This window comes from Streptomyces sp. NPDC058534, from assembly GCF_042717365.1.
Classification (GTDB): domain Bacteria; phylum Actinomycetota; class Actinomycetes; order Streptomycetales; family Streptomycetaceae; genus Streptomyces.
The window spans coordinates 117,974-134,196 of sequence record NZ_JBHXNW010000015.1; the positions used below are offsets into that span (position 1 = coordinate 117,974).

15 protein-coding genes are annotated in these 16,223 nt (G+C 72.2%); 6 read left to right on the top strand and 9 right to left on the bottom strand.

Annotation, left to right across the window (positions count from 1 at the left end; all coding sequences use genetic code 11):
* Positions 1-190 precede the first annotated feature (190 nt).
* Positions 191-1,639, bottom strand: coding sequence for a hypothetical protein (locus tag ACFWR9_RS12400; protein ID WP_383839657.1), 1,449 nt, complete (start codon positions 1,637-1,639; stop codon positions 191-193).
* Positions 1,640-1,929: 290 nt separating this feature from the next.
* On the opposite strand from ACFWR9_RS12400, the gene ACFWR9_RS12405 reads away from it, so the two are divergent.
* Positions 1,930-2,328 (top strand): hypothetical protein, encoded by a 399-nt coding sequence (locus tag ACFWR9_RS12405; RefSeq protein ID WP_383839660.1) that lies wholly within the window; start codon positions 1,930-1,932, stop codon positions 2,326-2,328.
* Positions 2,329-2,563: 235 nt separating this feature from the next.
* Complete coding sequence (locus tag ACFWR9_RS12410; RefSeq protein ID WP_383839663.1) at positions 2,564-3,433, top strand: spermidine synthase; 870 nt, start codon at positions 2,564-2,566, stop codon at positions 3,431-3,433.
* A gap of 42 nt (positions 3,434-3,475) precedes the next feature.
* Here ACFWR9_RS12410 and ACFWR9_RS12415 read toward each other — a convergent pair whose 3' ends face one another.
* Positions 3,476-4,030 (bottom strand): hypothetical protein, encoded by a 555-nt coding sequence (locus ACFWR9_RS12415; RefSeq protein ID WP_383839666.1) that lies wholly within the window; start codon positions 4,028-4,030, stop codon positions 3,476-3,478.
* A gap of 143 nt (positions 4,031-4,173) precedes the next feature.
* Here ACFWR9_RS12415 and ACFWR9_RS12420 point away from each other — a divergent pair, with 143 nt between their 5' ends.
* The 3 genes from ACFWR9_RS12420 (at position 4,174) to ACFWR9_RS12430 (ending at position 7,920) form a co-directional block, all read left to right on the top strand.
* Positions 4,174-4,893 (top strand): response regulator transcription factor, encoded by a 720-nt coding sequence (locus ACFWR9_RS12420; protein ID WP_383839668.1) that lies wholly within the window; start codon positions 4,174-4,176, stop codon positions 4,891-4,893.
* Positions 4,890-6,323, top strand: coding sequence for a sensor histidine kinase (locus ACFWR9_RS12425; protein ID WP_383839671.1), 1,434 nt, complete (start codon positions 4,890-4,892; stop codon positions 6,321-6,323). Before ACFWR9_RS12420 ends, ACFWR9_RS12425 begins: the two co-directional genes overlap by 4 nt.
* A 130-nt stretch (positions 6,324-6,453) precedes the next feature.
* Positions 6,454-7,920 (top strand): cellulose binding domain-containing protein, encoded by a 1,467-nt coding sequence (locus ACFWR9_RS12430; RefSeq protein WP_383839674.1) that lies wholly within the window; start codon positions 6,454-6,456, stop codon positions 7,918-7,920.
* A 94-nt stretch (positions 7,921-8,014) separates the two neighbouring features.
* Here ACFWR9_RS12430 and ACFWR9_RS12435 read toward each other — a convergent pair whose 3' ends face one another.
* From ACFWR9_RS12435 to ACFWR9_RS12450, 4 genes are all read right to left on the bottom strand, one after another.
* Positions 8,015-9,454 (bottom strand): GH1 family beta-glucosidase, encoded by a 1,440-nt coding sequence (locus ACFWR9_RS12435; protein ID WP_383839677.1) that lies wholly within the window; start codon positions 9,452-9,454, stop codon positions 8,015-8,017.
* 133 nt (positions 9,455-9,587) lie between these two features.
* On the bottom strand, positions 9,588-10,496 hold the full coding sequence (locus ACFWR9_RS12440) for a carbohydrate ABC transporter permease (RefSeq protein ID WP_383839679.1): 909 nt from the start codon (positions 10,494-10,496) through the stop codon (positions 9,588-9,590).
* 12 nt (positions 10,497-10,508) lie between these two features.
* The gene (locus tag ACFWR9_RS12445) at positions 10,509-11,519 is read right to left on the bottom strand and encodes a carbohydrate ABC transporter permease (protein ID WP_383839711.1); all 1,011 of its coding nucleotides are present in this window, start codon (positions 11,517-11,519) and stop codon (positions 10,509-10,511) included.
* A 5-nt stretch (positions 11,520-11,524) separates the two neighbouring features.
* Positions 11,525-12,883, bottom strand: coding sequence for an extracellular solute-binding protein (locus tag ACFWR9_RS12450; protein WP_383839682.1), 1,359 nt, complete (start codon positions 12,881-12,883; stop codon positions 11,525-11,527).
* Positions 12,884-13,248: 365 nt separating this feature from the next.
* Between ACFWR9_RS12450 and ACFWR9_RS12455 the strand changes: the two genes are divergently transcribed.
* Complete coding sequence (locus tag ACFWR9_RS12455; protein WP_383839685.1) at positions 13,249-14,304, top strand: LacI family DNA-binding transcriptional regulator; 1,056 nt, start codon at positions 13,249-13,251, stop codon at positions 14,302-14,304.
* Positions 14,305-14,331: 27 nt separating this feature from the next.
* Here ACFWR9_RS12455 and ACFWR9_RS12460 read toward each other — a convergent pair whose 3' ends face one another.
* The 3 genes from ACFWR9_RS12460 to ACFWR9_RS12470 all read right to left on the bottom strand — a co-directional run bounded on the left by ACFWR9_RS12460 (position 14,332) and on the right by ACFWR9_RS12470 (position 16,075).
* Positions 14,332-15,120, bottom strand: coding sequence for a JmjC domain-containing protein (locus ACFWR9_RS12460; RefSeq protein ID WP_383839688.1), 789 nt, complete (start codon positions 15,118-15,120; stop codon positions 14,332-14,334).
* Positions 15,121-15,243: 123 nt separating this feature from the next.
* Complete coding sequence (locus tag ACFWR9_RS12465) at positions 15,244-15,765, bottom strand: hypothetical protein (RefSeq protein WP_383839691.1); 522 nt, start codon at positions 15,763-15,765, stop codon at positions 15,244-15,246.
* 70 nt (positions 15,766-15,835) lie between these two features.
* A complete protein-coding gene (locus tag ACFWR9_RS12470) occupies positions 15,836-16,075 on the bottom strand; it encodes a DUF397 domain-containing protein (protein ID WP_383839694.1) in 240 nt (79 codons plus the stop codon).
* Between the last annotated feature and the right edge of the window lie 148 nt (positions 16,076-16,223).

Genomic DNA, 16,223 nt, shown 5'->3' on the forward strand with positions numbered 1-16,223 from the left:
CGCACTGTGTGGTCTGGGGGGGCGGCGGCGGGGTGGGGTTGGCGGGTTTTGGTGGGGGGGGGGGGTGCGCGCCCCCCCGCCCGCGTTGGCGGGGTGCCGCTCTCTTTGGGACGGGTGCCGCCCCAGCGGCACGATTGCCCGCTGCTGGGGCGGCATGGGGCGGCCCGCTGCTGCGGTGCCGTACCGGGTCTCAGGCCGGGCGTGGTAGGGATGCGTGGCGGTCCAGGAATGTTGAGACGGTCGGGTTGCGGCGGTGGGGGAGCAGGACGCGGGCCGTTCCGGCCAGCATGGTGTGGATGCGGGAGGACTGGACCTCGCCCAGCAGGTCCAGGACCCGCAGGCCGGCGTCCGCCGCCTCGTCGGGGTGGCCGCCGCGGGCCAGGTCGTCCGCCAGCTCCGCCGAGTACAGCGCCAGGTTCCGCGTGAAGTGCGGGTCCTGCAGCTCGGCCGCCCGTCGCGCGTGCCGGGCGGCCCGGTGCCAGTCGCCCAGGGCGGACCAGCACTGCGCCTCCAGCCCTTCCAGCTCGGCACGGCCGTAGAAGCTCATCCACTCGGGGTCCGTGTCCGAGGGGCCCCGCTCGTAGAAGGCCTGCGCGCGGGCCAGCGCCTGTTCGCAGCCGACCCGGTCGGCGAGCCCCGCCCAGCCGCCCGCCTCGCGCAGCGCCAGCAGGGACATCAACCGGTCCGAGCCCAGCGGGCGGGCGGCGCGCTGCGCGGCCTGGGCCGCCCGTACCGCCTCGCGCGGCCGCCCGGCGTCGCGGGCGAGGAACGCCATGTTGCAGAAGGCGTGCGCCTCCAGACCCGCGTCGCCGGTCATCCGGGAGGTGGCCAGGGCCTCCGCGTAGTGGGAGCGCGCGTCGTCGAAGCGCCCGGAGTCGTGCGCCAGCCAGCCCACGGAGATCGCCAGTTCACCGGCGCCCGAGTAGAGCCGGTCCGCCGTCGCCCGGCGGGACGCCCCGGCGTCCAGCAGCGCGTACGCGGTGCGCAGCGGGGCCGCCGCGCGCCGGTAGAGGCCGTCCGCGCCGTGCCGGTCGTCCAGCAGCCGGATCCGGCGGACGGCTTCTTCGAGGGCGCCGGCCTCGCCCGACCCCGCGCGGCGTACCGGACGTCCGGCCGCCGTGGCGTCGAGGGCGAGCCCAAGGGGGCCCAGTGAGGCGGCGGCCACGGTGGCCCCGCTCGTCATGAATGCGCGACGCAGCACGTCGCTCTCCTCATTGTTGTCGTGCTTTTCGTACGGGTCCTGCGTGTCTTGCGTCTCATACGGTTCACCCGCCCCTCGCGTCTCACTCGTGGCGCGTGCTGACGAGCGGGTGTGCGCCGGGAGCGCGTCCTCGTCGGCAGGCGCCCGGCGTCCGCGTACCGACGAGCGGGGCGCGAACCCCAGGTCTGTGAGCGTGCGACCGGGGAACATGTGCAGGAACACCCGCTCGTACGCGTAGTTGGGGCAGCGGATCTCGCCCGCTTCGACCCGGCCGACGTAGCGCGCGTCACAGCTGACCCGCTCGCCGATCTCGCGCGCGGCCCGGCGGACCGCCGCCGCGAACTCGGCCGGGGAGCGCTTGCCGCGCAACCGCCGGAAGGCGAGGTTCGGCCGCGACGGCCGTTCGGGCTGGGCGGAGGTCACCATTGACGACGCCATGGCCGGGTCCTCTCGTGCGAACCGTCGAACCATGCCGGAAAAGGGATGAGTTGCGGGGATCATCCGCCTGCCATCACGTGGCAGCCCTGTTTCCGGCGAGCAAGAACGTACCCGCTGTGACGGAGTCGCCACGCACTGTTTAGCTACAAACCGGATATCTCATCCGGGATCTGCCATGAAGTGCCATCCTTTGCGGCGGACTTGCGCCGTAGCCGTTGACGGTCCGCCGCGTTGGACAGGGTGACCGGGAGCCCCCCGACTCCCGACCCGCTCGTCCGAGGAGGACTTCCGTGGTGGAGGCCGGGATGGATACCAGCCGGATCAGCGATCCGCCCTGCGACGCCTGCGACGTCGTCACCGTGCCGACCCGGCAGGGTCTGGAGGCGGTCGACATCCTCAGGCGGGGAGCCGGCGAGGCGGTGGGTCCCGTGATCCACGACGACGGCTGCGACACCCTGGGGTTCCTGGTGCCGCCGGGCACCGCCGCCGCCTGGGACGTGCCGGGCAGCACCTGTACGGAGACGGACGGCCGCGGGCTGAGCCTCGACCTGCCGGCCGAGCCGCCCGTGGAGGGCTCCGACTGGCTGCTGCCGCCCGGCGAGGCGGACCTCGCGACCGACCCCGCGGTGCTGCGCGAGGCGCTGGGCGAGGCGGCCCGGCTGATCAGAGCGGCCGACAGCTGCCGCTGAGCCGTCCCACCCACGCCCGTCCCGGCCACGCACGTTCCGCCCGGCCACGCCCGTCCAGCCCGTGTACATCCCGCCCGTGTACATCCCGGCCGCGCACGTCCCGCCCGCGCACGTCCCGGCCACGCACGTCCCGGCCACGCACGTTCCGCCCGCGCACGTTCCGCCCGCGCACGTCCCGGCCACGCACGTCCCGGCCACGCACTGCCGGAGCTTCCGGTGCGCCGATAATGGTCTGATGGGAAAGTCCAGGAACGCCCGTCGCGGGCGCGCTGCCGCCGAGACGGTCGTCGAGGACGTCGACGGTGGACGCGCCGAGCTGATCCCCGACCGGGACCGGACCCGGGCCTGGACCCTGCTGATCGACGGCGCCCCGCAGTCGCACGTCGACCTCGACGACCCGGCCCACCTCTCCTTCGAGTACCAGCGCCGTCTCGGGCACGTCATCGACCTCGCCGCCCCGCCGGGCAAGCCCGTCCAGGCCGTGCACCTCGGCGGCGGCGCCCTCACCCTCGCCCGCTACCTCGCCGCCACCCGCCCCCGCTCCACCCAGCAGGTCGTCGAGCGGGACGCCGCCCTCGTCCAACTGGTCCGCCGGGAGCTGCCCCTGGACCCCGGCGCGCGGATACGGGTGCGCTCCACCGACGCCCGCGCCGGACTGGCCAAGGTGCCCGACGGCTGGGCGGACCTGATCGTCGCGGACGTCTTCAGTGGCGCCCGCACCCCGGCCCACCTGACGTCCGCCGAGTTCCTGGACGAGGTCCGGCGCGCGCTCGCGCCCGGCGGGGTCTACGCCGCCAACCTCGCCGACGGCCCGCCGCTCGCCCACCTGCGCGGCCAGATCGCCACCGCCGCCGACCGGTTCGCGGAACTCGCCCTCGTCGCCGACCCTGCCGTGCTGCGCGGCAAGCGCTTCGGCAACGCCGTCCTCGTCGCCTCCGACCGCCCGTTGCCGGTCGCCGAACTCACCCGCCGCGCGGCCTCCGACCCGCAGCCGGCGCGGGTGGAACACGGCCGCGCGCTGGCTGACTTCACGGGCGGCGCGGTACCGGTGACGGACGCGGCGGCGGTGGACTCGCCCGCGCCGCCGCCCTCCGTCTTCCGCTGACCCGGAGCCGGGGCCGGGGCTCGGGCTCGGCGCGGCGGCGGCTCAGTAGCTGCCGATCTCCACGCGCGGCGGCCCGTCGTGCCAGGTGCAGAACACCGACACCCGGTCCGCCCCCGAGCTGAACTCCACCCGGATCCACGACTCCGTCTTCCACACCTGCATCGACCAGCCCGCCCCCGGCGTCGCCGACACCAGGGACGCGGACGACTTACCGAGGTCGAAGACCGCGCGGCCGCCGTCTGTGTCGTAACTCCTGACCTCCCCGGAGGTGGCGGGGGAGGGGCTCGCCGGGCCCTCGGGCGTGGTGGCCGGGGCGGTCCGCGACGGGGTGGGGTCCGGCTCGGGGCGGGTCTCGCTCGGGGACGGCGACGGACTGCCCGACGGCGACGGGCGGCTGGTGGACGACGCCCGCGAACCCTCTTCGCCGGAGGCGCCGTTCGAGTCCCGTACCGAGGCGTCGGCCGCCGTGATGGGCAGCGCGCGGGGCGCGTCGTAGGCCGTGCCCGTCATCACCGTGTGGACGCCCCACCACGACAGCGTGACCGCCGCGCCGGTGGCGAGCAGCCAGGCAAGTACGTGGACGAGTCCTCTGCGCATCGCGGCCATACTGCCTCACCCGCCCCACCCGTGTCGCCCGAACGGAGTGTGACGGTGGCCCCTCGCGGGGTTGTGCACAGGCCCGCACCGGAGTTGTCCACAGGCCCGCACCGGCTTGGTCGGCATGGCGTACGGTGCCGCCCATGGCAAGTGTGCTCGTGGTCGAGGACGACCAGTTCGTACGCTCGGCGCTCATCCGGCAGCTGACCGACGCCTCGCACACCGTGCGCAGCGTGGGTACGGCGCTGGAGGCGCTGCGCGAGGTCGCCCATTTCCGTTTCGACGTGGTGATCCTCGACCTCGGACTGCCCGACCTGGACGGCTCCGAGGCGCTGAAGATGCTGCGCGGCATCACCGACGTACCCGTGATCGTCGCCACCGCCCGGGACGACGAGGCGGAGGTCGTCCGGCTGTTGAACGCGGGCGCGGACGACTACCTCATCAAGCCGTTCTCCGTGGAGCACCTGTCGGCCCGCATGGCCGCCGTCCTGCGCCGGGTCCGGACCGGCCCCGCGGAGGCGGCGCCCTCGTCCGTCGTCCGGGTCGGCGGCCTCACCGTCGACCCCCTGCGCCGCCAGGCCGACCTGGACGGCGTCCGCCTCGACCTGACCCGCCGCGAGTTCGACCTGCTCGCCTTCCTGGCCGGCCGGCCGGGAGTCGTCGTCCCCCGCAAGGAACTGCTCGCCGAGGTCTGGCAGCAGTCCTACGGCGACGACCAGACCATCGACGTCCACCTGTCCTGGCTGCGGCGCAAGCTGGGCGAGACCGCGGCGCGGCCGCGCTACCTGCACACCCTGCGCGGTGTCGGCGTGAAGCTGGAGCCGCCGGTCGCGGAGTCCGACGGAGCGGAGCCGCCACGATGAGGTGGGCCCTGGTCAAGGTGTCGCTGGCGGTCACCGCGATGGTCGTGGTCGCCTTCGCCGTCCCCCTGGGACTCGTCATCCGGGAGATGGCCCGGGACCGCGCCTTCTCCAACGCCGAACGGGAGGCGGCCGCCGTCGCCCCCGCGCTGTCCATCACCACCGACCGCGACCAGCTGGAGCGCGTCGTCGCCTCCGCCGGCTCGGACGCCGGAATGGCCGTGCACATACCGGCGTCCGGCGAGCAGACCGACCGCACGGACGGCGCGGGGCAGCGGGCCGCCGACATCGGCCGGCAGCGCGCCACCGACGAGGACATCGCCGCCGTACGCGAGATGGGCCGTGCCTCCACCACCGAGGTGGACGGCGGATCCACGCTGCTCCAGCCGGTCGCGCTCAGCTCCGGCGAGATCGCCGTCGTCGAGGTGTACGTCCCCGAGTCCGAGGTCACCAACGGCGTCGCCACGGCCTGGGCGGTGCTCGCCGCGGTCGGCGCCGCCCTGATCGTCGGCTCCGTCGCGGTCGCCGACCGGCTGGGCGTGCGGATGGTGCGGCCCGCGCAGCGCCTGGTCGAGGGCGCGCACCAACTCGGGGAGGGCAGGCTGGGCTCGCGGGTGCCCGTGGAAGGGCCGAACGAACTGCGGCTCGCGGCCGTCGCGTTCAACTCCATGGCCGACCAGGTGGTCCAGCTCCTCGCCAACGAACGCGAGCTGGCCGCCGACCTGTCCCACCGGCTCCGTACCCCGCTGACCGTGCTGCGGCTCAACGCGGCCTCGCTCGGCGACGGGCCGGCCGCCGAGCAGACCCGGTCCGCCGTCGAGCAGTTGGAGCGCGAGGTCGACACCATCATCCGCACCGCGCGGGACGCCAAACCGCAGACGGCCGCCGCCGGTCCGGGCGCCGGGTGCGACGCGGCCGAGGTGGTGCGCGAGCGGATGGGGTTCTGGTCCGCGCTCGCCGAGGACGAGGGCCGCAAGTGGCGGGTGGCCGGCGCCGACCGGCCGGTGCGCATACCCGTGGCCCGCGCCGACCTGGCCGCCTCCCTCGACGCCCTGCTCGGCAACGTCTTCCGGCACACCGTCGAGGGCACCGCCTTCGCGGTCGACCTGCACAACGGCGAGGACGCGGTGATCGTGCTCGTGTCCGACGCGGGCGCGGGCATACCCGACCCCGAGGCGGCGATGGCCCGCGGCCGGGGTTCGGGCAGCGACGGGTCGACCGGGCTCGGCCTGGACATCGTGCGCCGCATGGCCGAGTCGACGGGCGGCGACGTCCGCATCGGCTCCTCCGTGCTGGGCGGCACCGAGGTGCGCATCTGGGTGCAGCTGGACGGGCGGACGGCGCCCGAGCGGCGCGGGCACCGGGGAGCCGTGCGGCGCCGCAGGCAGCCCCGGCCGGCCGCCACCATTAATCGGTCCCGATCTCTTCCTTAAGCGCACCCTAAGATCGCCGACCCCCGCCCGGATCAGCCCCTTTGCCCGATTCCGGCTCGCTAGCGTGCTGCCGCACCCCCACCCCCGGACGTTCCCCGCCGGGGGCGCCGTGAACAGCGAAGGCAGGCACATGACGCGCACGCACCGACGCAAGGTCAGTGGCAGGAACAAGGCGATCGGCACCGTCGTCGCGGCGGCCGTGGCCGGCGGTGGCGCGCTGCTGTTCACCAGTACCGCCCAGGCGGCCCCGGTGGGCGCCGTCTACACGCAGACCAGCGAGTGGTCGAACGGCTACACCGCCCAGTACGTCGTCACCAACGGCAGCGGCGAGGCGAAGACGGACTGGACGCTGGAGTTCGACCTGCCGAGCGGGACGAAGCTGGGCTCGCTGTGGAACGCCGAGTCGACGGTGAGCGGGCAGCACGTCACCGTGACCGCGCCGAAGTGGGACACGGACGGCCTGAAGGCCGGCGAGTCCGTCACCGTCGGCTTCGTCGTCAACGGCACGGACGAGCCGACCGGTTGCCGCGTCGACGACGCCGAGTGCTCGGCGGACGACGGCGCCACCCCCGAGCCCAGCGGCCGCCCCACCGAGCCCCCGGCCCCGACGGCCACCCCGGCCCCCACGGCCACCGACTCCGCCGAGCCGGACCCGACCGCCACCACCCCGGCGCCCACCTCGACACCCGGCAACGGCACCGCCGCCGGCGTCGGCTTCGCGCCGTACGTCGACACCTCCCTCTACCCGGCCTACGACCTCCTCGCCAACGCCGAGGCCACCGGCGTGAAGGACTACACCCTCGCCTTCGTCACCGACGGCGGCGGCTGCACCCCCAAGTGGGGCGGCGTCACCGACCTCGCGAGCGACGCCGTGGCCAAGCAGATAGGCGCCCTGCGCGCCGAGGGCGGCGACGTCCGCGTCTCCTTCGGCGGCGCCTCCGGCTCCGAACTGGCCACCACCTGCACGTCCGTGGACGCGCTGGCGGCGGCGTACGGCAAGGTCGTCGACGCCTACGACCTCACCAAGGTCGACTTCGACGTCGAGGGCGGCGCGCTGCCCGACACCGCCGCCAACACCCGCCGCGCCCAGGCCATCGCCGCGCTCCAGAAGGAACACCCCGGCCTGGACGTCTCCTTCACCCTCCCCGTCATGCCCGAGGGCCTGACCCAGGCGGGCGTCGACCTCCTCGCCGACGCGAAGAAGAACGGCGTGGACATCGACACCGTCAACATCATGGCGATGGACTACGGCCCCGCGTACAGCGACGACATGGGCACCTACGCCGAACAGGCCGCCACCGCCACCCAGGCGCAGGTCAAGGGCGTCCTCGGCCGCTCCGACGGCGAAGCCTGGAAGACGGTCGCCGTGACCCCGATGATCGGCGTCAACGACGTCGTCTCCGAGGTCTTCACCGTCGAGGACGCCGGCCAGCTCGTGGAGTTCGCCGAGGCCAAGGGCCTCGGCGGGCTGTCCATGTGGTCCGCGACCCGTGACAAGGCGTGCCCCGGCGGCCCGAAGCCCGCGGCGGACGCGACGTGCAGCTCGATCGACCAGGAGGCGAACGCCTTCGCGAAGGCCTTCGCCGCCTTCAAGTAGGGCCGGGCTTCCCCCCACACCGGCCCCACGAGCGGGGCGCGGCACCCACGCCGGGTGCCGTGCCCCGCGTCGCCGTGTCTCCCCGAGAGGGCGCCTACTCGGCGGAGTCCACCGGCGGGAGCGAGCCCGTACGGGCCGCCCGGCCGTACCACAGGGCACTCGACTTGGGGGTGCGCTGCTGGGAGACGTAGTCGACGTACACCGCGCCGAACCGCTTCTCGTAGCCGTAGGCCCACTCGAAGTTGTCCATCAGGGACCACAGGTAGTAGCCGCGGACGTCGGCGCCGTCGGTGATGGCCCGGCGCACCGCCGCGAGGTGGCCGTGCAGGTAGGCGACGCGCTCCGGGTCGTGCACCGTGCCGTCGGCGCCGGGCTTGTCGTCGTAGGCGGCACCGTTCTCGCTGATGTACAGCGGCAGGCCGGGAGCCTCGCGGTGGTAGCGCATGATCAGCTCGTGCAGGCCGGTCGGGTCGACGCTCCAGCCCATCTCCGTACGCTCGCCCGGCGGCTGGTGGAAGGCCACGTCGTCGGCGGCCGGCCACGGCGAGTGGTCGCTCGCCCCGTGACCGTCGGCGCGCGGGGCCCGGGAGTCGGCGTCCGCCGCCGACACCACGGTGGGCGTGTAGTAGTTGAGGCAGAACGCGTCGATCGGCTGCCGGATCTGCCCCAGGTCGCCGTCCTGGACGTACGACCAGTCCGTCACCGGCGCCGTCGCCTCCAGCAGGGACTGCGGGTAGGCGCCGCGCAGGATCGGGCCGTGGAAGATCCCGCCGGACAGGTCGTCGATCCTGCGGGCCGCCGCCAGGTCCCCCGGGTTCTGCGACAGCGGGCGCACGACCGAGGTGTTGAGGCTGATCGCCACCGAGTTGCGGGCCGGCATCACCGACCGCAGGGCCACCGTGCTCAGACCGTGCGCCAGGTTCAGGTGGTGCGCGGCGCGCAGCGAGGCCGCCGGGTCGGTGCGGCCGGGCGCGTGCACCCCGGAGGCGTAGCCCAGGAAGGCCGCGCACCAGGGCTCGTTGAGCGTGATCCACTGCTCCACGCGGTCGCCGAGCGCCTCGCCCACGATCTGCGCGTACTCCGCGAACCGGAACGCCGTGTCCCGCTCCGGCCAGCCGCCGGCGTCCTCCAGCTCCTGCGGCAGGTCCCAGTGGTAGAGGGTGACGGCCGGTTTGATCCCGGCGGCCAGCAGCTCGTCCACCAGACGGCGGTAGAAGTCCAGGCCGCGCTGGACGGCGGGGCCGCGGCCGGTCGGCTGCACCCGGGGCCAGGAGATGGAGAAGCGGTACGCGCCGAGCCCCAGGTCCTTCATCAGCGCCACGTCGTCGCGGTAGCGGTGGTAGTGGTCGACAGCGATGTCACCGGTGTCCCCGCCGGCCGTCTTCCCGGGGGTGTGGCTGAACGTGTCCCAGATCGAGGGCGTACGGCCGTCCTCGCGCACCGCGCCCTCGATCTGGTACGCCGAGGTCGCGGCGCCCCAGAGGAAGGCAGGCGGGAAGGTCACCGGGGTCACCGGCGTTGCGGACTCAAGCATGGAAGCGCTCCCAGAGCGGGTCGTGTGACGACCGGCGCGTAGTAAGGACGAGGGGGAAAGCGGGCCGGGCGGCGGCGACCCGGCCCACCGGGTGAGGTGTCGGCCCTTGGCGTCTGCCCTTGATGGCAGCCTGTCAGCCCTTCACGGCTCCCTGCATGATGCCGCCCACGATCTGCTTGCCGAAGATCGCGAAGACGAGCAGCAGCGGCAGCGTACCCAGCAGCGCGCCGGCCATGATCAGGGCCTGGTCCGGGGTGAAGCCGCGGCCGAGGCCCGCCACCGCGACCTGCACGGTCGGGTTGCCGTTCTGCGTCAGCACCAGGAACGGCCACAGGAAGTCGTTCCACACCTGGACGAACATCAGCATGCCCAGCACGGCCATCGCGGGCCGCGCCGTCGGGAACACCACGTGCCAGATGACGCGCCAGCTGCTCGCGCCGTCCACCCGGGCGGCCTCGATGATCTCGTCGGGCAGCGCCTGGAGCAGGTACTGCCGCATGAAGAACACGCCGAACGCGCTGACCAGGGACGGGAAGATGACGGCCTGGAGCTGGTCGGTCCAGTCGAGCTTGGCGACCATCATGTACAGCGGGATGACGCTGAGCTGCGGCGGCACCATCATCGTGCCGACGACGATCAGCATCAGGGCGTTGCGCCCCTTGAACCTCAGCTTGGCGAAGGCGAAGCCGGCGATCGTCGACATGACGACGATGGTGATCGAGGAGATGCCCGCCACGATCGTGGTGTTGAGCATCGCCTCGCCCAGGTTGGCGTCCTTCCAGGCGATCTCCAGTTTGTCGAAGAGGTTGGCGCCGAACCAGAAGGGCGGCGGCGTCTGGGCCAGGCGCTGGTTGTCGCGGGAGGCGGCGATCGCCGTCCACACCAGCGGGAAGAGCGAACCGATGGTGAACAGGGCGAGGATGATGTACGCGATCGGACCGGCGTGCAGCTGTCCGCCGGCCCGGGACGCCTTGGAGCGGCGGCCGCGCCGGGGCGGCTCGGGTACCCGGTCGGCCGGGGGTTTCGTCAGGGTCGTCGTCACGGCCGGTTCTCCTTAACTACTGGCGCGCAGCCGGCGCGAGATGACGTAGTTGACGATCCCGATCACGATGAGGATCAGGAACATCGTCCAGGCGATCGCGGAGGCGCGGCCCAGGTGCTGGTTGACCCAGCCCTGCTCGTACAGGTACAGGCCGAGCGTCTGGAACTGGTGCTGGGAGCCGCCGGAGGCGCCCTTGTTGGCGTCGAACAGCAGCGGTTCGCCGAACAGCTGCGAGGCGCCGATGGTCGACACGACGACCGTGAACAGGATCGTCGGGCGCAGCTGGGGCAGCGTGACGTGGAGGAACTGGCGCCAGCGGCTGGCACCGTCCAGCGCCGCCGACTCGTACAGCTCCTGCGGGATCGCCTGCATCGCCGCCAGGTAGATCAGCGCGTTGTACCCGGTCCAGCGCCAGATGACGATCGAGGAGACGGCGAACTGGGACGACCAGGTGCCGTTCTGCCAGTCGATCTTGTCCAGGCCGACCAGGTCGAGAGCCCAGTTGATCATGCCGTAGTCACGGCCGAAGAGCAGGACGAAGACCAGCGACGCGGCGGCGATCGAGGTGGCGTACGGCGCCAGCATCACCACGCGGTAGAAGGTGGAGGCGCGCAGCTTGTAGTTGAGGATGTGCGCCAGGCCCATCGCCATCAGCAGCTGCGGCACCGTGGAGATGATGCCGATGGTCAGTGTGTTCTGCGCGGCGTTCCAGAAGAAGCCGTCGTCGAAGATCCTGGTGTAGTTGTCCAGGCCCGCCCACGCCATGTCGGTGGGCGCGGTCAGCTCCACCGTGTGCAGCGAGGCCCAGCCGGTGTAGATCAGCGGGAACAGGCCGAACGCGGCGAAGAACACGAAGAACGGGGTGACGAACGCGTACGGGCTCCAGCGCATGTCCCGCTGCCAGCGGCGGGAGAGCCGGGCCCGCTTCCTGGCCACCTCGGGTGGCACCGCGTCGGCGGGCGGTCGGCCGGGGGCCGCGCCCCCCTTCACGGGGGACGCGGCGGTGTCGTGCCGGGTGGTCATTCCGGTCACTTCTCCAGGTTGTTGTCGATGGTCTTCACGGCGTTGTCCCACGCCTCCTCGGGCGACTTGCCCTGGGTGACGAGGATGACGCCGTTGTCCGTCAGACCCTGCTGGATGATCTGGTCCTTCGGGCCGATCACCTGCGCCGGGATCGCCTCGGCGGCCTTGGCGAACAGCTCACCGATCGGCGCGTCACCGGTCATGTCGTTCTTGGCGCCGGTCACCTCGGCCGACTCGTAGGCGGCCGGGGCGCTCGGGAAGCTGCCCTGCACGGCGAAGAGCTTGGCCTGCTGCTCCGGCGCGGTCAGCCAGGCGACCAGCTTCTGCGCGGCTTCCACGTTCTTGCCGCTCTTGGGCACGCCCAGGAAGGTGCCGCCCCAGTTGCCGGACTTCGGCGCCGCGGCGACGTCCCACTTGCCGGCCGACTCGGGCTGGGACTTGCCCTTGATGTAACCGAGCATCCACGGCGGGCAGGCGACGGTGGCGAACTTGTTGTTGGCGATGGTCTGGTCCCAGGCGGGCTGGAACTGGGTCTGCGACTGGACCAGGCCCTCCTCGGCGGCCTTCGCGGTCAGGTCGAAGGCGTCCTTGACGGCCGGGTTGGTCTTGTAGATGACCTCACCGGAGGCGTCGTAGAACTTCTCCTCCTCGCCGCTGAGGACGGCGTTGATCAGCCCGCCGGGGGAGTCCATGAAGTAGGTGTCCTTGCCGGCACCCTTCTTGTACTTCTCGCCGGTCTCGATGAACTTGTTCCAGTCACCGGCCCACAGCTTGCCGACCTCCTCGCGGTCGGTCGGCAGGCCCGCCTTCTCGAAGAGGTCCTTGCGGTAGCAGATGGCCATCGGGCCGATGTCGGTGCCGAGTCCGACCGCCTTGCCGTCCTTGGTGACGGCCTGCTTCCACTTCCAGTCCAGCCAGGTGCCCGGCTGCACGCCCTCGGCCTTGGACATGTCCACGAACTTGTCCGCCTGGGTCCCGACGACCTCGGCGATGTTGCCGACCTCGATGGCCTGGACGTCCTGGAGGCCGCTCTCGGTGGTGAGGTGGTTGACCAGAGCGGGGTAGTAGTTCTCGTTCCGCTCGGTGACGTTCTCCTCGATGTTGATGTCCGGGTTGAGCTTCTCGTACTCCTCGTAGAGGCCCGCCTCCTTGAAGCCCATCGTGCCGAACAGACCGAGGGTGACCGTGGTCTTGCCGCCGCTGTCGCCCGACGACGAGCCGTCCTCGTCCTTCCCGTCGTCGGCACAGCCGGCCAGCAGCCCGGCGCCCAGCGACGCGATGGCCGCGACGACCACCACCTTGCGGGCGATGGGGGCACCCCCGCTCGAGCGCAGCCGAGAGTGGGGGAGAGTACGTGCTCGCATTGCGTCCTCCTGTTGCCCTGACGTGCCGACCCCCCGGCCAACTACATGGTTGGGCCCGCTGCTTCATGTCGTTCGTTCGTCGCTGCGGCCCGGGCGGGGAACGTGCGGGATGTGTATGTGCCAGGTAGTGTGGGAGCGCTCCCACAAGTGATGTGTTGAAGAGTCGTCGGTCCGGGCGGGGGTGTCAAGGGAACGGACGCGACGAAACGCGTTCGGTTATCGGCCTGTTAACTGGACGCGACGAGCGCTACGGAGACACCTCCGCCACGGCGGGAGCGGACCCGGGGCCGGTCATTACACCCGACCGGCCTGTTAAATTCCAGGCCAGCCGCAGAGTGCGGGGGTGTCGACGGGAGGCGGAGCCGATGGCAAGCCACGGAGCGCGTGGGCGGAGCGGTGGCCGGCCCACCCTCGAAGAGGTGGCGGCACGGGCGGGCGTCGGCCGCGGCACGGTCTCCCGGGTGATCAACGGTTCGCCCCGGGTCAGCGACGCCACCCGGGCGGCCGTCGAGGCGGCGGTCGCGGAGCTCGGCTATGTCCCGAACACGGCGGCCCGCGCGCTGGCGGCCAACCGCACCGACGCGATCGCGCTGGTGGTGCCCGAACCGGAGACCCGGTTCTTCGCGGAACCGTACTTCTCGGACATGCTGAAGGGCGTCGGCTCGGAGCTGGCCGACACCGAGATGCAGCTGCTGCTGATCTTCGCGGGCAGCGACCGCGAGCGGCGGCGACTCGCCCAGTACCTGGCCGCGCACCGCGTGGACGGCGTCCTGCTGGTCTCGGTGCACGCCGACGACCCGCTGCCCGACCTGCTGACCCAGCTGGAGATCCCCGCCGTGATCAGCGGCCCGCGCTCGGCCACGGAGTCGCTGGCCTCGGTGGACTCGGACAACTACGGCGGCGCCCGCTCGGCCGTCGAGCACCTGCTGTCCCGGGGCTGCCGCCGCATCGCCCACATCACCGGCCGCCTCGACGTGTACGGCGCCCAGCGCCGCGTCGACGGCTACCGCGACGCCCTGCGCGACGCGGGCCAAGCGGTGGACGAGGGGCTGATCGAGGCCGGTGACTTCACCGAGGACGGCGGGCGCCGCGCGATGGTGGAACTACTGCGCCGCAGTCCCGACGTGGACGCGGTCTTCGCCGCCTCGGACGTCACCGCCGCGGGTGCCCGTCAGGCCCTGCGCGAGGCGGGGCGGCGCATCCCGGACGACGTGGCGCTGGTCGGCTACGACGACTCCGCGATAGCCCGCCACATGGAGCCGCCCCTGACCAGCGTCCGCCAGCCCATCGAGGAGATGGGCCGCGCGATGATCGATCTGCTCCTGAGCGAGATCGCGGACCGCCGTCCGGCGGCTTCGCGGGGGCTGGAGCGGCACCAGGTGGTGCTGGCGACGGAGTTGGTGGAACGCACGTCGTCCTGAGCAGGTGCCGCGGTGGGGCCGGGCGTCTCAGGTGGTGTACTCCAACTCGGTCACTGCCGCCTGCCGGGTCAGGTCCGCCATCTCGGCGGTGTCCAACTCACCGAGGAACTTCACGAGTGCCTGCCTGGTCTCGCTCAGTCGGTCGGCGAGTATCGGCAACTCCAGATCCGCGGGCAGGACCACACGGCGGAAGTCCGGCTCCTCGATCGCCCGCGCGATGAGCTGTTCAGCGAGCCACAGCGGGGTGCGCTCCCGTATGGCGAAGGTGAGATGAAGGCTGGGTTCGTCGTGATGCAGGGCGTGCGGGTTGTGGACCCAGCCACGAGGCAGGAGCAGGGTCTGCCCGGCCGTCAGCTCGACCGTCAGGTCCGGTCCGGCGGCCTCCCACGCGGGGATGAAGTCCTCACGCCACACGCGGAAGGACTCGTTGTACTCGCGCATTGGGGCCTCGATGAGCGGCTTCCACAGCTGCCAGGTCTTGGTCCCGGCCACCTGAACGATGAGGGCCATCTGCTGGTCCCAGTGGTGGAGGAGGCCTTGCTCGCCGCCGGGCGTGAGGAAGGCATGCATGTAGTTCGAGTAGCCGGTCTCCTGCTGGATGCCCCGGGAGATGCGGTGGAAGACGGGTAGCCAGCGCTGCAAGTTGCCGAAGCGGATCGTGTAGCCCTGGTCTCGCAGTCGGCTCAGCTTGGCCGGGTCGGTGCGGCCGTTCGTGAGGAACGCGGTCCGGTTGGAGGGACCCGCCTTGATAGCGGCGATTTGGTCAGGCGGCGCGCAGCCGGTGTTGGTCAGTTCGTTGAAGTACTCCAGGGTCATGGCTCGTCCACCTCGGTCCGGCCCCGGTCGTACACGCGGGGCTGATCGGACCAGGTGGCCAGGAGGTCGGCTACTCCCTGGGGTGGAAGCAGTAAGCGAAGGGACATGGGGTCTCCGCTCGGATCACGAGGGTGGCAGCGGACAAGCAAGGTCGGGGTGGTGAAGACTCGGACAGCACACGACCTGGACGGCGAACAGGGCGCGGGACGGCGTGTAGTAGACCCAGGAGACGTCAACGCCCCTCGGGAGCACGTCGAGGGCGTATCCGAGCTTGATGTCGAGCCCGGCGTACGCCTGCAAGCCGTCGGGCCGCTCGAAAGGCGGACTGCTGACGTACTGCTGCTTCAGCCATTCCGTGGCTTCGCCCGCGGCTGCCCAGGTACGGATCCGCGCGGCCTGCCCGCGCTTCAGCAGCCAGTGCCCGGTCATCAGCGGGGGCAGGGCGCCGTTGGTGAACTCGCCGGCGGCCTCCCGGTACCGGTCGGCGCACGACGCACCAGGATCGGGCTGGATCGGGTGTGCGGGCCGCCGGTTGCCCTCGTTGAAATAGTTCCCGGGAGAGCCGGTCCAGGGGCCGAAGCCATGCCAGTGGCCGGCCCAGGTCTGACTGGTCAGGATCACCCGTTCGGGCGCGGTAGCGGTCATGGAGTCCTTTCGAGACAGGCCGCCCCGCGTGTAGAGGCGGCCCTTGACGTGCGTGAGGTGGGCGGTCAGCCTAGAGCGCCAGGCCCCGGCTCCGGGCCCATTCGATGGCGAACGAGTCGAGCTCCGCGCCGGTCATGCGCAGCTCGCTGCCGCGTCCCTCGCTCTTGGAGTCGCGGACGGCGAACGCGTCCGCCGCACCCACGAGGGGGACGGTGGTCACGCACGTCTCGTTGTCGCCGCCGAGGTTGCCACCGCACCACGTCTTGGCGGGCGCGTCGGCTGCCGACATCTCGTACAGGTTCTGCATCATTGGCCTCCAGTTGTCTGGATTGCTATCGACGCGGGGGGGGCGCGGGGGGGGGGGCCGGCGGGGGGGGTGGGGGGTGTTTGGGGAGCGCGCGGCGGCCGCCGGGGGCGCGCCGCGCGGGGCGCCGCGCGCCCCCCCCCCCCCGCGCCCG

What these genes read in the sequence shown, in the direction of transcription:
- ACFWR9_RS12400 (WP_383839657.1), bottom strand. Translation starts at nt 1,639, where the DNA reads ATGGCGTCGTCAATGGTGACCTCCGCCCAGCCCGAACGGCCGTCGCGG.
- ACFWR9_RS12410 (WP_383839663.1), top strand. Translation starts at nt 2,564, where the DNA reads ATGGGAAAGTCCAGGAACGCCCGTCGCGGGCGCGCTGCCGCCGAGACG.
- ACFWR9_RS12415 (WP_383839666.1), bottom strand. Translation starts at nt 4,030, where the DNA reads ATGCGCAGAGGACTCGTCCACGTACTTGCCTGGCTGCTCGCCACCGGC.
- ACFWR9_RS12420 (WP_383839668.1), top strand. Translation starts at nt 4,174, where the DNA reads ATGGCAAGTGTGCTCGTGGTCGAGGACGACCAGTTCGTACGCTCGGCG.
- ACFWR9_RS12425 (WP_383839671.1), top strand. Translation starts at nt 4,890, where the DNA reads ATGAGGTGGGCCCTGGTCAAGGTGTCGCTGGCGGTCACCGCGATGGTC.
- ACFWR9_RS12430 (WP_383839674.1), top strand. Translation starts at nt 6,454, where the DNA reads ATGACGCGCACGCACCGACGCAAGGTCAGTGGCAGGAACAAGGCGATC.
- ACFWR9_RS12435 (WP_383839677.1), bottom strand. Translation starts at nt 9,454, where the DNA reads ATGCTTGAGTCCGCAACGCCGGTGACCCCGGTGACCTTCCCGCCTGCC.
- ACFWR9_RS12445 (WP_383839711.1), bottom strand. Translation starts at nt 11,519, where the DNA reads ATGACCACCCGGCACGACACCGCCGCGTCCCCCGTGAAGGGGGGCGCG.
- ACFWR9_RS12450 (WP_383839682.1), bottom strand. Translation starts at nt 12,883, where the DNA reads ATGCGAGCACGTACTCTCCCCCACTCTCGGCTGCGCTCGAGCGGGGGT.
- ACFWR9_RS12455 (WP_383839685.1), top strand. Translation starts at nt 13,249, where the DNA reads ATGGCAAGCCACGGAGCGCGTGGGCGGAGCGGTGGCCGGCCCACCCTC.
- ACFWR9_RS12460 (WP_383839688.1), bottom strand. Translation starts at nt 15,120, where the DNA reads ATGACCCTGGAGTACTTCAACGAACTGACCAACACCGGCTGCGCGCCG.
- ACFWR9_RS12465 (WP_383839691.1), bottom strand. Translation starts at nt 15,765, where the DNA reads ATGACCGCTACCGCGCCCGAACGGGTGATCCTGACCAGTCAGACCTGG.
- ACFWR9_RS12470 (WP_383839694.1), bottom strand. Translation starts at nt 16,075, where the DNA reads ATGATGCAGAACCTGTACGAGATGTCGGCAGCCGACGCGCCCGCCAAG.